The organism is Mucilaginibacter flavidus (assembly GCF_024055575.1).
Classification (GTDB): Bacteria; Bacteroidota; Bacteroidia; order Sphingobacteriales; family Sphingobacteriaceae; genus Mucilaginibacter; species Mucilaginibacter flavidus.
Window position 1 is genome coordinate 126,656 of sequence record NZ_JAMXOE010000015.1, and the last position, 14,576, is coordinate 141,231.

At 43.0% G+C, this 14,576-nt stretch carries 14 protein-coding genes; 10 read left to right on the top strand and 4 right to left on the bottom strand.

Annotation, left to right across the window (positions count from 1 at the left end):
* Nucleotides 1-439 precede the first annotated feature (439 nt).
* From NAF19_RS20335 to NAF19_RS20345, 3 genes are all read left to right on the top strand, one after another.
* Nucleotides 440-1,195: a polysaccharide deacetylase family protein gene (locus tag NAF19_RS20335; protein ID WP_252792173.1), complete on the top strand. Its 756-nt coding sequence runs from the start codon at nt 440-442 to the stop codon at nt 1,193-1,195.
* Between the two features lie 804 nt (nt 1,196-1,999).
* Nucleotides 2,000-2,362, top strand: coding sequence for a hypothetical protein (locus NAF19_RS20340; protein ID WP_252792174.1), 363 nt, complete (start codon nt 2,000-2,002; stop codon nt 2,360-2,362).
* A gap of 480 nt (nt 2,363-2,842) precedes the next feature.
* Nucleotides 2,843-3,799, top strand: a complete 957-nt coding sequence (locus NAF19_RS20345) for an HNH endonuclease (RefSeq protein WP_252792175.1) — start codon at nt 2,843-2,845, stop codon at nt 3,797-3,799.
* Nucleotides 3,800-3,812: 13 nt separating this feature from the next.
* Here the strand turns inward: NAF19_RS20345 and NAF19_RS20350 are convergent, their stop codons facing one another.
* A complete protein-coding gene (locus NAF19_RS20350) occupies nt 3,813-4,751 on the bottom strand; it encodes an HNH endonuclease (RefSeq protein ID WP_252792176.1) in 939 nt (312 codons plus the stop codon).
* Nucleotides 4,752-4,837: 86 nt separating this feature from the next.
* Between NAF19_RS20350 and NAF19_RS20355 the strand changes: the two genes are divergently transcribed.
* The 7 genes from NAF19_RS20355 to NAF19_RS20385 all read left to right on the top strand — a co-directional run bounded on the left by NAF19_RS20355 (nt 4,838) and on the right by NAF19_RS20385 (nt 11,441).
* Nucleotides 4,838-5,203, top strand: a complete 366-nt coding sequence (locus NAF19_RS20355; RefSeq protein ID WP_252792177.1) for a DUF6232 family protein — start codon at nt 4,838-4,840, stop codon at nt 5,201-5,203.
* A 143-nt stretch (nt 5,204-5,346) separates the two neighbouring features.
* Nucleotides 5,347-6,786: a caspase family protein gene (locus NAF19_RS20360; RefSeq protein ID WP_252792178.1), complete on the top strand. Its 1,440-nt coding sequence runs from the start codon at nt 5,347-5,349 to the stop codon at nt 6,784-6,786.
* Nucleotides 6,787-7,068: 282 nt separating this feature from the next.
* Nucleotides 7,069-7,554, top strand: coding sequence for a hypothetical protein (locus NAF19_RS20365; RefSeq protein ID WP_252792179.1), 486 nt, complete (start codon nt 7,069-7,071; stop codon nt 7,552-7,554).
* A 1,201-nt stretch (nt 7,555-8,755) separates the two neighbouring features.
* A complete protein-coding gene (gene bshA / locus NAF19_RS20370; RefSeq protein WP_252792180.1) occupies nt 8,756-9,895 on the top strand; it encodes an N-acetyl-alpha-D-glucosaminyl L-malate synthase BshA in 1,140 nt (379 codons plus the stop codon).
* 86 nt (nt 9,896-9,981) lie between these two features.
* Nucleotides 9,982-10,470, top strand: coding sequence for a hypothetical protein (locus tag NAF19_RS20375; RefSeq protein WP_252792181.1), 489 nt, complete (start codon nt 9,982-9,984; stop codon nt 10,468-10,470).
* A gap of 387 nt (nt 10,471-10,857) precedes the next feature.
* Complete coding sequence (locus tag NAF19_RS20380) at nt 10,858-11,073, top strand: hypothetical protein (protein WP_252792182.1); 216 nt, start codon at nt 10,858-10,860, stop codon at nt 11,071-11,073.
* A complete protein-coding gene (locus NAF19_RS20385; protein WP_252792183.1) occupies nt 11,058-11,441 on the top strand; it encodes a type II toxin-antitoxin system VapC family toxin in 384 nt (127 codons plus the stop codon). Before NAF19_RS20380 ends, NAF19_RS20385 begins: the two co-directional genes overlap by 16 nt.
* Before the next feature lie 96 nt (nt 11,442-11,537).
* Here the strand turns inward: NAF19_RS20385 and NAF19_RS20390 are convergent, their stop codons facing one another.
* The 3 genes from NAF19_RS20390 to NAF19_RS20400 all read right to left on the bottom strand — a co-directional run bounded on the left by NAF19_RS20390 (nt 11,538) and on the right by NAF19_RS20400 (nt 14,570).
* On the bottom strand, nt 11,538-12,674 hold the full coding sequence (locus NAF19_RS20390; RefSeq protein WP_252792184.1) for a lactonase family protein: 1,137 nt from the start codon (nt 12,672-12,674) through the stop codon (nt 11,538-11,540).
* Nucleotides 12,675-13,048: 374 nt separating this feature from the next.
* Nucleotides 13,049-13,285 carry a hypothetical protein gene (locus NAF19_RS20395; protein WP_252792185.1) on the bottom strand — a complete coding sequence of 79 codons (237 nt, stop codon included), beginning with the start codon at nt 13,283-13,285 and terminating at the stop codon, nt 13,049-13,051.
* 55 nt (nt 13,286-13,340) lie between these two features.
* Nucleotides 13,341-14,570: an MFS transporter gene (locus NAF19_RS20400; protein ID WP_252792186.1), complete on the bottom strand. Its 1,230-nt coding sequence runs from the start codon at nt 14,568-14,570 to the stop codon at nt 13,341-13,343.
* Between the last annotated feature and the right edge of the window lie 6 nt (nt 14,571-14,576).

A 14,576-nucleotide genomic window follows, 5' to 3' on the forward strand; every position in this document is an offset into this window, starting at 1 on the left:
TCTTGATCTTTTGGTTACTTTTGGATCAAGCCATACGGCGCAGCCTTCTTGAGCGCCTATAAAAACAAACAACACGCGAAAAAAGTAACAGCCACCGCGGCAATTGAGCGGGGTGAACACTAAGTTAATCCTATAAACTCAATTTCGGAGCAACCCGCAGAGCCTGACGCTTATCGGGCATGCGGCTGTAAGGTTCACTCATCTTAAAGTATCATTGATTGTCCTAAGTAGCGGTTGCTTCGTTCCTCGCAATGACGTGACGATGAGTGTTTAATCAAAATCAACTGCGTTTGCAGCCCTTTTTATTTTTCATTTCCTTCAAACAAACCTCTTTTACATGTCAAAAAATACCCTATTTTTACTCTTATAAAATCACCCTTTCCAAGTGTTAAAACCCTTCATTGCCCTCGCTTCATTTTGTTTCTTCAGTTTAATTTCAATGGCGCAGCCTTTAGATAATGCGGCTATCCTGGCGCGCAAACAGGTGCCCATATTATGCTACCACCAGATACGCAACTGGCGCGCAAGCGACAAACAGGTTGATAAAGATTACATCATTCCCCCGGCTACTTTCAGGGCGCATATGAAAATGCTGGCCGATAGCGGCTACCACCCCATTTTGCCCGACGAACTATACAACTACCTCACTACCGGCGCCCCTCTGCCCGCCAAACCCATCATGCTCACGTTCGACGATACAGACGGCGACCAATGGGATGTGGCCCGCCCCGAGCTAATGAAATATGGCTTTAAAGGCGTTTATTTTATAACCACTACAGATATAGAAAAAAACAAACACTACATGGACGCCAAAAAGATAAAACAACTATCGGACGAGGGGAATGTGATTGCCTGCCACACGCAGGACCATACCAATTTCAGACATTACAAGGGCAACGACTGGTACACCCAAATTGATAAGCCCACCAAAAGGCTGGAAAAAATTACCGGCAAAGAAATCAAATATTTTGCCTTCCCCTTTGGCGAATGGAATGCCGCCGGTTTGCCCGAGCTGCACAAGCGGGGCTTTAAGGCTGCCTTCCAGCTCACCTCGCCCCGGGATAATAACGACCCTATCATGACCATCCGCCGCCTGCTGGGTTGCGGCTACTGGAGCGCAACCACGCTCGACTATAACATAAAGCATGATTTTGGGAAAGTGGGTAAGAAAGTGGTGTTGGCGAAAGTGAAGTAGTCTGTATTGGTGCTGAAAAATATGTTGTGCCGTATGGGTAGCTTCGAATTATTGGTGTTTTTTATAACTTAGAGTTGGCCCCGCTCAATTGCCGCGGAGGCTGTTACTTTTTGTCTTGATACAAAAAGTAACCAAAAAAATCAAGTCAGCAGAAATGCTTCTTGGCGCACAGGGCCTCTCACGCACAAATCCGAAAACGCTGCGGGCTGGAATCTTTTTGCCGGATGACCCTTTTTGGCGCAGACCCTGCAATGCAAAAATTTCCTATGCCCTGCCCGACACACAGGCCGGCAGCGTTTTCCGATTTCGCCCGAAGCTTATCTGCTGACGGGAGACCCCAGAAAGTATACGTACAACGATAAAATTCGCAATTCATAAGCGGTTTCTTGCAATGATAGTGGGAGAGTGTTTTGTTACCCCTCCGCACCTTCGGGCAAAAGTCAAGTCAACGGCAGGCCCATGCAAAACATAAAAATGAAGCAATAACAAAATGGTTAAGGCGGGTAAAGGCACGACAGAAAAGCGGGCCGGGGAGTCTGGCCTGCAGCGCTGAAGCTTTTTTCTGTCTTGATTTATTCGCGGGTTGTTTGTTTTTTATAGGCGCTCATGAGGTCGCTTCGCTTTGTTTTTTGGTCCTTTTTGTATCAAGACAAAAAGGACTAGCCCCCGCGGCAATTGAGCGGGGTGAACATTAAGTTAACCCCACAAACACCATTCCGAAGCTACCCGCACTCAAAGCACAACCGAACCACCACCTCCACCATTAAATTAAAACAAATACCCCCTTCCCTCTCTTTTAGTGGCATGATAACAGTAATCGGTATTTTCCCCGACCCTCAAATAGCCGAACAGGCCACATCCTACCTGCTGGGCAACCTGTTTAAAGCAGAAAATGTTGACACCCATACCGGCGGCGACCCGGCACGCATCACCGAATTTTTTAACCACCTGTTTGATAACCCGCAGGAAGCCGAAGCCCATGCCGCCCTCGCCCAAAACGCGACCATTGTAACCGTGCATGCCCTCGACGCCCGCGAGGCGCAGGAAGCGGCCGACGTGTTCAATAATTACGGCGCGCTGGATGTGGGCATCCCGGGCAGCAGCGACCCGCTGAACCGGATTGTAGAAAAGGCGGTGAACCATACGGTGAGGTTGCGGGGGGAATAAGGTAAACCAATACCAGTATTATAGTACAATTTGCGTTCCTGTGCACACTGAAACACAAGGAACAGGGTGGAACAGTAAATAGCAGGGCCAAAGCGCCAAAAAGTTCGTTTCTGTGCTGCCAATGCGCTTTTTACCCTGTTTGCTACGTTAAAAAACGCGAAAAGTGCTGACAAATTAGTGTCAGCACTTTTGTGAAAAAAATTGCTTATGCGCTGTTATGCCCGCCATAGGCTGCTTTAAAACAAGAAAATCCGTACGCCATGCGCCGGGCTGGCTTTGGAAGGGAAAAATTAAATTACAGGAAGCCTTTTTGTTATTATGCCGTTGCCTCGGTTGGTAGAAACCGGGGCCCGCGCTATTCACTCATACGCCTGCAGGCATTAGGCGCGAAGGCCGGTATACGTTCTATCGCTAACGGGATAGTAACCTATTATCAACAAAATGCTTACCTTTCCTTAATAAATTCAACCACACTAAACATTGTCGCTGCTCAACCAGTTTATTGATAAGCTTTCCCGCCTTAAACGCGCTAATACCATCTATGGCAAAGCGCCGCATAAGCCGGTGTTATTGCTGTCAATTATTGAACTGTTTGACAAAGGCGTTGTTGAAAACAATCGCTTTTACATTAACACCGACCTTGTTGGCGCATTTCTCGAAAACTGGCGGCTGCTGGTTGACACCACACATTCGGCCGATTTTACACAGCCCTTTTACTACCTGCAAAGCGAAAAGATAAATGGACTGCTATTTTGGTTTTTGCAGCCTAAGCCTGGCTGCCAGGTTAATGCCTACATCCGCAGCGTAAATGTATTATCAAACGTGTTGGATTACGGTTATTTTTCCGATAACATTTACCTGCTATTTACCGATGCCGCTGCACGCAGCATGATGAGACTAGCCCTGTTGAATACTTACTTCCCGCAACGTAAAGCAGCTTTTGTACAGGCCAAGCAAAGCGGTAACAGCTATATCAATAACCTTGAAAACTACCTTTTAAACGAACCCGACGTACCTTACCAACCTGCGACTGCCGAAACTGAGGAAGATGATTTTGTACGCGGCGGCCTGTTTAAAAAGCTGGTGCCGAAAGTTTACAATAATACCTGCTGCATTACCGGCATGCGCCTGCAATCATCATACGGACATTCGTTTATTGATGCCTGCCACATTATCCCTTTTGCCGTATCTCATAACGATAAGGTGACCAATGGTCTGGCCCTTTGCCCGAATCTACACCGCGCTTTTGACCGTGGACTGGTAGCTATTAGCAATAATTACCGGGTAATTATATCGCCTCATTTAATTGAAAGCGAAGAGCACCCTTATAATATAAAGCAGTTAAAAGGAGTGGAAATAGCCCTGCCGCAGGATAAATGGCATTATCCGAATTTGGAGAGTTTGGAATGGCATAGGGATAAGGTGTTTAAGGGGTGAGAGCCGGCATAGTTCATCCCTTAAATATTTTCGAATTATGCCATTCAATATATTGCTTATCCGGCCTGTCATATTGATTTAAAGGCACCGTAACCAAATCCTTTCCATGATATTGATAATACTCTTTCCCGTTGGCAAACTCTGCTTTGATTCTGTTGCTTACCTCAACTTTCAAGTCAGTTGTGATCGTTAAATATCCGTTGTCAAAGAGTTTATGAATGTCCGAGCGCAACAAAATTCCATTTGAAACCGCATGAGGGCCAAGCTCAGAATATGCACGTATATGAGCACTCTCCAAAACCGGCAATGTCTTTTCACCGGTAATAGAACATCTTCGTTGATATGCATCCGTAATAGAAACCCGAAAGGCTCCTTGACCAATTCTAATTTTTGACAAAATCGATTTTCCATATCTTACGTCAGGTTCATTTAACGAAAATACATTGTTGCTAGGCTGCTGGTCATAAATCATATACTTTTCTAAAAGCAATTCCACTTGCTGCCAAATCCCTTTCCCAATTTGATCGTCAGTGTTGTAAGCTTTTCCTTGTACGATGCTTTTTGCCCAGTTTTCAGGGGTTTTAATCCAATCTTTTTCTTCGAAAAATATCGGGTTATTTAATACAATGCAGCCTATTTGTGGGTTGACGTCGGTTTTATTTGTCCTGTAGTTTAGAATTTTCGATTGGAATTCAGCGTAACTTTTACATCCATTCCTATCTCCGAACGTATCCCACGCCACCGAAATTGGCAAAAAAGTGTGGCTCGAGAAAAAGCCAACTCCACCAATCGCGTTCATCGGGTATTTAAGTTTGAAAAGAAAAGGCGCGTTTGGTGTCAACAATCTAAAGTTTACACTACCGCCGGGTTGCCAGAAGTTTACATCTTCAGGGTTTATATGCCTTAAATAATTAAACCAACTATTATCGGTAACTCCCAAGTAAAACTTCATGGAGTGAATTTAATAATTAAGTAACATATTATTAAAGTTATAATATTATATATACATTAGCCATAACCAATCCTAACACAATTACAATGGACGAGAAGCAATTTTATGAAAACGGTGAAGTTATAGTAACCCAATCCCGATTTATCGTTGGCAGTAAAACATACGCCATGAGGAATATATCCTCTGTTCAAATTGGGGTTATCGAACCGAATCGAACACTTGGATACATTCTGTTGATTATCGGAATAGTAGTAGCGTTGGCGGCAGAAAACAAGGTTTTTGGAATCATAGTAGCAGTGATCGCAGGCGTATTTCTTTTCACTCAAAAAACAAAATATTCGGTTCGAATTGCAACCAACTCCGGGGCTATGGATGGTCTCATTTCTGAAAGCAAAGAATACATTCGGCAGATTGTGGCTGCATTAAACGAGGCGATTGTGCATATGGGTTGAACAACATCTAACTTAAAGCACATTCCGACCAGCAGAACCGTCTGTTGGAGACCCTCCTGCCGGTCAACGCAGTCGCCGGCAGAGGGTCTTTTTCTAAGAGTTAAACGGGTTGTTATAATTCAAAATAAAGAATTTTTTTAAGTATGTCAGTAAATAGAATCCTCGCAATTGCGATAAATGACTACGACGATCTTGAGTTAAATAAAATAGAAAATTGTTACTCAGATGTTAATAAGATAATACAAGTTCTATCGGAAAAATATAATTTCGATGAAGTCGAATTCATATATGAAAAGGCAAAAACTTCACGTAAAGTTCTGTTTCAAAGGCTACAGGAATATTTTAAATATGCCTTAGAAAGCGATAATATTTTAGTTATCTACGCTGGACACGGTGCTTATGATGACTATCTAAAAACGGCTTATTGGCAGCCATCCGACGCTGATAAAACCGATACAACCAGTTGGTTAAATGTTAGAGATATTTTAGCTCTAATAAGCGCATCTAGTGCTAATCAAATAAGTATTGTTTCCGACTCCTGTTTTTCTGGAGCATTATTTAATCCACCATTTAGAGGAGGAGGCTTAGAGACTTTAAAAAACAAGAAATCAAGGCAAGCTTTAACTGCTGGTGGAATAGAAAAAGTTTCGGATGGATTAAAAGGGAAGACAAGCCCGTTTGCAAAGGCCTTAATTGAGATACTTAAATCGAATGAAAACAAAGAATTGCCATTTTCTATACTAGCACATCAAGTAATCCTGAAATTTGATAAAGACAAAAGTCAGACGCCTTTATTTGGAGATTTACAAAATGTAGGTCATGAAGGGGGCACATTTGTATTTCAGTTAAAAGAGGCAAACAATTTAGTAATTGGGGTTATAGATAAAAATGCCTATTTAAAAAACAAATTGGATAATTTATTTATACCAATCCCCGAATTTATTTATGAGACTATAGATGCTTTATCTGCGAAAAAGAAGCGAAAATTAATAGCTGTAACTAAACAAGATTATGAACAAGCAATAAAATACAGGGATGAGGAACGATTTCTGGAGTCAGATATTAAAGGCAAATTAGGTGACGAGATAAACGCTATTGCAGAAAGCTTCTATAGTGAGATCAGCCAAGACAAAAATGAAATCAAAAGGGGTAAAGCATTAGATAAAAAGATAAATAGTTACGTACAAAAAATCGAGGCAGATCAGGAAATTATTAAAACATGGGAGTCATCCACAAGTCCCGATTTGACTAATGTTATTTTTAGCGGCGCTTTTAATATGATTTTTAATGACTCCAAAGACCCAGTGAAAAGAATTTTCGAAGACAATGAAGACAAACTAATAGCACTTTACAAAAAAAATGTTTTAGACTTCTATCTATTTTTACTTAAAATAATGGGAGCCGCAAAGCATGTTGTTATAAAAGAAAAATTAGATCAAATAAAAGCAGAATTAATCAAAATTTACGATTTTGAATACGATATTGTAACAGGAAAAATCGCAAATACTATTATGGAAGACATTACTAGAAAAGAACTCGAAGTTGCTATTCTAATGTGGCTTAAGAAAGAAATTAACCAATGAAATCTTCCACAATAATTACAGATAAAGTTTGGTCATTTTGATATCTCCCCCGCTTGTGGCCCGCGTTCAGGTAACCAACACACTATGTAGCAACAAGCCCGGGTCAGCGATTGCCGCGGATAAAGACCTCCGCGCTTAGGGCATGCAGGCGTATGATCCGTTAGCTAACGGAGCGGTACCGTTTCTACCAGCGGGGCAACCCCAAAATCATTTTAACAATTTCACTACCTTTAACCCAACAACAAAACATTTTATCACTCATAGCCCAAAATCCTCATCGCAATGGACACCACCGTAACCTCCAGCTTTAATTCCAGGTATTTTGCCAGGGCTATTTGCGGGGCGGCATTTTTTGTGTGGTGCACGGGGTATATGCTGTACCATTGTTTACGGGGCGATTTTGCGCACCCGGCCCAGGCCTACGGGTTAACGGCACTTTTGTGCGGGTCGGTTTGGGTTTATTATTACTTCTTTTCAAAATCGTGGCAGCGCGTTGTGGTAGCCGAAACCGGCATCACGGTGTTCCGCGCATTTAAAAAGCCAATCACCATTCCCTACGCTGATATCACCCACATAGGCACCTCCCGCACCCGTGGCAGCGGCGGTTCCGGCGCACTTGCCCAATCATTTTATATCGAGTTTAACAACGACCAATCAGTGAGCTTTAACGAAGCCTGGTACGACAATTACGACAAGCTAACCATGACCATCTACCTCCACAAATTTGGCCCCGGCCATGGCAGGGAGCGGTATTTGGCGCGGCATTAAAATAAAAAGTGTTCCAGGTTTATACATGAAGTCTGTGCAAAAAACGCATTTTGTGGTTAATTAATTGATTGTCAGTGTGTTTTATGGCGTTAAATATGCAAAACCTGGAAACGTTGATTATCAGCATATTACAAAGGTTAAAAAATGAAATGATTGATAATGAGCGCGCTACGCAGCGTTCGGGGTGTTCCGTGTGGGAAAACGGAACGCTTTGCAGGGAGGGGCCTGCGGTTAACGGGCATGCGACTGTAAGGTCCCATCATCATGAAGTTTCATTGATTGTCCTACGTTGAGGTTGCTTCGTTCCTCGCAATGACGTGTTGGTGAGTGAGCATGGCGGTGAACCCACCCCTGCCACAACACAAATCCGTCGCCCCTCCAGGGAGCGCACTAAACCATGTAGTTTTTCTACCGGGCATGGCCTGTGCTTAGCAGGCGACGAGGTTGCCGCGCTTGTTCCTCGCTTATAATGACTTATTTATAAACGTCTGACAATCAATTAATTTTTTAGATTTGGATATCTTGTGCTTTGGGTTTCCGTCAGCAGATAAGCTTCGGGAGAAAGCCGAAAAAACTGCCGGCCTGCGCACCGGGCAGGGCATAGGAAATTTTTGCATTGCAGGGTAGCAAAGCGACAGGGTCATCCGGCAAAAAGATTCCAGCCCGCAGTTTTTTCGGCTTTGTGCGTGAAAGGCCCGGTGCGGCAAAGAAGCATTTCTGCTGACTTGATTTTTTTGGTTACTTTTTGTATCAAGACAAAAAGTAACAGCCTCCGCGGCAATTGAGCGGGGTGAACATTAGGTTAATTCACTAAACTCTATTTCGAAGCCACCGGGCAAGCGGCTGCAAGGTCCTATCATCATGAAAGTTCATTGATTGTCCTACGTAGTCCGCCAGCTGGCGGATCGTTCCTCGCAATGACGGGTTGGTGAGTGAGCATGGCGGCGAACCCACCCCTGCCACAACACCAATCCATCGCGCCCCTCCAGGGAGGGGAACTGCCTGTCCCGAATTTATTTCGGGAAGCGCACCAAATCCTATAATTCCGAAATCGAACATCCGAATTCCGAAATCCGCCAAAATCATTTTACATCCGGTTAACACTATTCCCATAAATTGCTGTTAAACTTGTATAATTAATCAGCAGGGCAAAAAACAACCAATTAGTTGCAGCTGGTTAGTGTCGACTTAAACAGCATTAATGAAAATTGGAATAGTTTGTTATCCAACCTTTGGCGGAAGCGGGGTTGTTGCCACCGAGTTGGGTAAGGCCCTTGCCGACCGCGGTCACCAGGTGCATTTTGTTACCTATAACCAGCCCGCCCGGCTCGATCTTTTCTCCGAAAATCTCTTTTATCACGAAGTATCCGTATCAAACTACCCGCTTTTTGATTTCCCACCCTATGAACTGGCCCTGGCAAGCAGGCTGGTTGATGTGGTAAGATTCGAAAAACTGGATATATTGCACGTACACTACGCCATCCCGCATGCATCAGCTGCGTTTATGGCAAAGCAAATATTAATGACCTACGGTATCTACATCCCGGTGGTTACTACCTTGCATGGTACTGATATTACGCTGGTAGGTAAAGACCGTACATTTAAACCGGTGGTTACCTTCTCTATCAACAAATCAGACGGGGTAACAGCGGTGTCTGAACATTTGCGGAATGATACCTACAGCTTTTTTGAAATAGAAAACGACATCAGGGTGATCCCCAACTTTATCGATTTAAACCGTTTTAACCTGAAAGCCAAAGATCATTTTAAAAAGGCCATAGCGCCATCGGGCGAAAAAATTATTGTGCATACATCCAATTTTCGCAAGGTAAAACGTACCCAGGATGTTGTGAAGATCTTCGCCAAAATAGTAAAGAAAATTCCGGCCAAACTGCTAATGGTAGGCGACGGTGTCGAGCGTTCATACTGTGAACAAATGTGCCGCGACCTGGACGTATGGAACGATGTACGCTTTTTAGGTAAACAAGACGCCGTGGAAGAAATCCTGTCAGTGTCTGACTTGTTTTTAATGCCATCAGAGTCCGAAAGCTTTGGTTTGGCAGCCTTAGAGGCCATGGCCTGTAAAGTGCCTGTAGTAAGCTCAAATGCCGGTGGTTTGCCCGAATTAAATATAGATGGCGAAACAGGCTTTCTAAGAGATGTTGGCGACGTGGATGGCATGGCCGAAAGATCCATTTATATTTTAGAAGACGAAGAACGCCTGATGACCTTTAAAGAAAACGCCCTGGCACGGGCCAAATTATTTGATTTGGCTAATATACTGCCTGTGTATGAGAATTACTATTTAGAGGTGTTGGAAAAGGTAAAGGAGAAAGCCTAATCGCTTAAAATTATTCGGTACAATATTGCGGCGGCCATTACTTTGGCAGGGTTTATGCTTATGCATGGGAAAGATACTACATACTCATGAAAAAATTAGTTCAATTATCATTAACAGTTTTAGCCCTTACCTTTATTATTTCGGCATGCTCAAGTTCAAAAAACGCAGTTACAGGCGCAAGCAACGTGTCGCGCGGTAAATTTACCGGCACCTGGACCATCAACAGCGTTAATTACGAGGGCATTGTACAGCAAGCAGTTCAAAACGTATTTGACCAGGCGCCGCCACAAGCTTTTGTCGGCAGTACCTGGAAACTGACCAATAGCGGCAATGGTACATATACTTTACAGGACGGTACTTCGCAAACCATATTCTGGTCGGTAAATAACAGTGCAGGCAGCGACCAATTATTTCAGTTCAAAAAACTTTTTGAAGGCGACAAAGCCCAAAAAGTAACGCAGGGCTACCAACTAATTGTTGCCGCCAACGATGGCACTACCATGACTTTAAAATCGCCGGTTGCATTAGGCAATAAAACAGCTTATGTTGTTTATTCATTTGCAAAGACGCAGTAAGAATTAAAAGATTTAAGATTAAAGCCAGGAGCCGATTCTTAGTAAGAGAATTGCTCCTGGCTTTTTTTATTAATAAAGCGCTACTAAATAAATTCCACATGCTGATGGAATTTATTTAACGTGAGTTCGGGATAGAACACGATGCTTGGGAGTTGCGAACCTCAGCACAATAGCTGGTCGTCGCCTCACCCTGCCCTCTCCAAAGGAGAGGGTTCTAAAAGGAATTTCCGAAGAGCGAAGCTGAAGTCCTCTCCTTTGGAGAGGATTTAGGTGAGGCCAAACGCAAGCTACCAAGTAAAACGATGTGAATTTATTAGCGCCAATCTTTATATCGAACTCACGTTATTTAACTAAATTTGAATTATATTTATTTTAAGCACCTGTGATATGGAAAATACAATGTTGATACAACTTACTAATCATAGAGCAGCCGGGTTGCTGCATGAGTTGGAAGAATTACAGATTATCAAAGTATTACAAGAAAATGTAGCACCCTCTAAAACCAAACTTTCCGACAAATATAGAGGTGTATTTTCAAAAGAGGACGCTGAAAGTTTTGAGAATCACACCCAAAATATGCGTAAAGAATGGGACAATACTTAATTGATAATAACGTAATTTCAAATTACTTTTCAGAACTGTTATCTGAGAAAGGAATGGATCTCGTTTCAGAAATAATTGACAAAACACCAAATATTTCAGTAATCACAGAAATCGAAGCGCTTTCGTGGATCAGTTCCGATTTAAATAAGGAGATCGTTGTTAAGGACTTTATCCAAAACGCCAATATTTTACCGCTTACATCATCAATTGTTAAACAAACTATAGTGATCAGGAGAAGTAAAAAAACAAAAACACCGGATGCAATTATTGCGGCTACTGCTATTGTTAACGATTTATCACTGATTACCAGCGATAAAGGCTTTGATAACATCAAAGGGTTAAAAATAATTGACCCTAAAACACTTTAAGCAATTCCCAAACAAATTATTTAAAAGCAAAAAGACCAAAGCTATTTAAAAATAGCTTTGGTCTTTTTGCTTTTAGCTTTATGCTAACGCCTGTTATTATTCTGCCGGTGTAAATTTTAAACAAACCGGGTTGCCAATTTCCAGCTTGCCTTGCAACAAGTTTAACTTGCCGGTTTCCTTATTTATTTTGTAGACGAATATACTGTCGCTGTCCTGGTTAGCTACAACCAAAAAGTTACCGTTCGGGTCGATGGCAAAATCGCGCGGGTTTTTACCAAAGGTCGAGATCTGGTCTACCTGGCTAAGTTCGCCGGTTTCTTCATTTATTGCGAACGCTGTGATGGTATTGGTCTCCAACCTGTTTGATGCATACAGAAATTTACCATCAGGCGTAATATGCACAGCGGCGCCGGCGGTTTTGCCTTTAAATCCCGGCATTAAAAACGATATCGTTTGTTTCTCTTTCAGTTTACCGCCATCATAATCAAACACATGTATGTTCGAACCCATTTCGGTTAACAGGTAAACACGCTTTTTATCGTTCGAAAAAACAAGATGGCGTGGGCCGTCGCCGGGTGTTACACTAACAAAGGGAGGCTTTGCATCAGTTAAAGGGCTTTCCTTACCCGGGCGATAACGGGTTACATGTAGCTTATCGGTACCTAAATCGGTATAAAGCAAATATTTTTCATCCGGCGACAGCACCGCAGTATGCACGTGGGCTGATTCCTGGCGCTCTTTATTTATGCCATGTCCATCATCGTGCATGGATTGTATGCCATTGGCTAACGAGCCGTCTTTATTAATGGGCAATACCGCAATGGTGCCGCTGCTGTAATTGGCTATAAATGCATTTTTCTGGTCCTTATCAACCGAAATATAACATGGATCGGCACCCAGCGACGATTGATTGTTTATAAACTCCAGCTTACCCAGCCTTGCATTAAATTTAAATGCGCTTACTTCGCCTTGCTTACCGTCTTCGTTTACCGCGTATACGAATTTGTTATCGTTTGTAACGGTAAGATATGATGGGTTGCTCACGCCGTCAATTTCATTTAAATATTCAAGCCGGCCTTTCTCGGCATAAAAGCGGTACACGTAAATGCCCTTGCTTTTGCCCTTGGTGTAAGTGCCTATCAGCAAATCAAAAGTTGTTGGCGGCCCTTTCTTTTTTTGAGCATAAATAAGCACCGGGCACAGCAGCGCAATCAGTATCAGGAATTTTCTCATCGTTTGGAAATGAATTGGTAATTAGACTGCAAGATAGTGATTAGAGTTTAGAGGCCGGAGATTAGCGGTTAGTTTTTTTCCACCTGCGGTTCGGCTACAGCATTCATTATTCCCTTAAGTGTTTGATAGCAGAAAACCATTCAGCAGCATTTTCCGTAAAATGGAAAAATACGCGTTCTTGAAAACAGTAGTAAAACTAAAATATATTCATTTTTGCCCTTCGTGCGGCGATGATTTCAATTGTAAAAAGCACAGGGGCTGGTTCGTTAAGTTCTTCCTCTTCTTTCTCGACATACGCAAGTATTACTGCACTTTTTGCCGTAAGACTTATATCGTACAAAAAAAGTTCACCTGGTGAAAATAGGCACCACCTGTTAAAATACACCCAGTTCGCTTTTGTCCTTATCACCGTAACCCCACTCTTCGCCCTCACCCAACTCGGGGTAGTTATCCGTGGTATCTGACAGTACAAAATACACCGTAGCTATTAAAAACACCGGCGACACCAGGAACATGTAGGCCAGCAGGGTTACATAGTAGCCCGTGGCAAAAACAATTACATAAGCAACCAGGTAAATAGTTAGCATGCTAACTGCAGCTTTTGCATTCATGATAAATAATTTACCATAGGCAACAAATCTACAACAGCTTATGTTTGAGCGTGGTTTACAATTTCTTTTTATGCTCAATGTTGGGCAGGAACGCAGTAAAAATACCTATCAGCGGTAAAAACGCGCATATTTTAAACACGTACTCAATGCTGGTCATATCGGCAACTTTACCCAATACTGCCGAGCCAAGCCCACCCATGCCGAAGGCAAGTCCAAAAAATAACCCGGCTATTAACCCCACTTTGCCCGGCACTAAGTCGGTGGCATAAACCAATATGGCAGAGAAAGCCGACGACAGGATTAAGCCGATTACTACAGACAACACAGCGGTCCAAAATAACGGCACGTAAGGCAGCAGCATGGTAAAAGGCGCCACACCCAGGATGGATATCCAGATGATGTACTTGCGGCCAAAACGGTCGCCCAGCGGACCGCCGATAACAGTGCCTGCGGCTACTGCACCCAAAAACAGGAACAGGTAAACCTGCGAGTGTTGTATAGTTAAATGGAACTTATGGATAAGGAAAAAAGTGTAATAGCTGGTAATGCTGCTCAGGTAAAAAAACTTCGAGAATATTAACACCAGCAATACAGCGAGTGAAAACATTACCCGTTTGCGCGACAGGTTGTGGTTATGATATTCGCTGTGGGTAGTTTTGTTTTTTGCGTTGTATGCCAGGCGGTCGCGGTACCATTTGCCAATTTGCAGTAATACCAATATCCCAACAAAGGCGGCGATACAAAACCATATTACATTAAACTGCCCGTAAGGCGCAATTATAATAGCCGCCAGCAAAGGGCCAATAGCACTGCCTGCATTACCTCCCAGTTGAAAAATGGATTGCGCCAGCCCCTTCCTGCCGCCGGAAGCCAAATGTGCTACCCGTGACGATTCAGGGTGAAATATGGACGAGCCCAAGCCGATAAAACCGACCGCTACCAAAATAGTATAGTAGCTTGATGCCATGGATGCAATTAACAAGCCCGTGAGGGTAAGCCCCATGCCTACCGGCAATGAGAATGGCCTTGGCTTACGGTCGGTATAAAAGCCAACAAAAGGCTGTAAGATAGAAGCGACAATTTGATAGGTAAACGCTATTAACCCTACCTGTGCAAAGGTTAAATGAAATTCGCCCTTAATTAATGGATAAATTGAGGGGATAACCGATTGCAGCATATCATTAATGAGATGTGCAAAACTGATGGTAAACAGGATGGGGAATACTGTTTGTTGGGCAAGTTGTTTAGTGTCGGCGGTAAGCGGCAAAGGCGATTCGGTTTCCATGCGAAT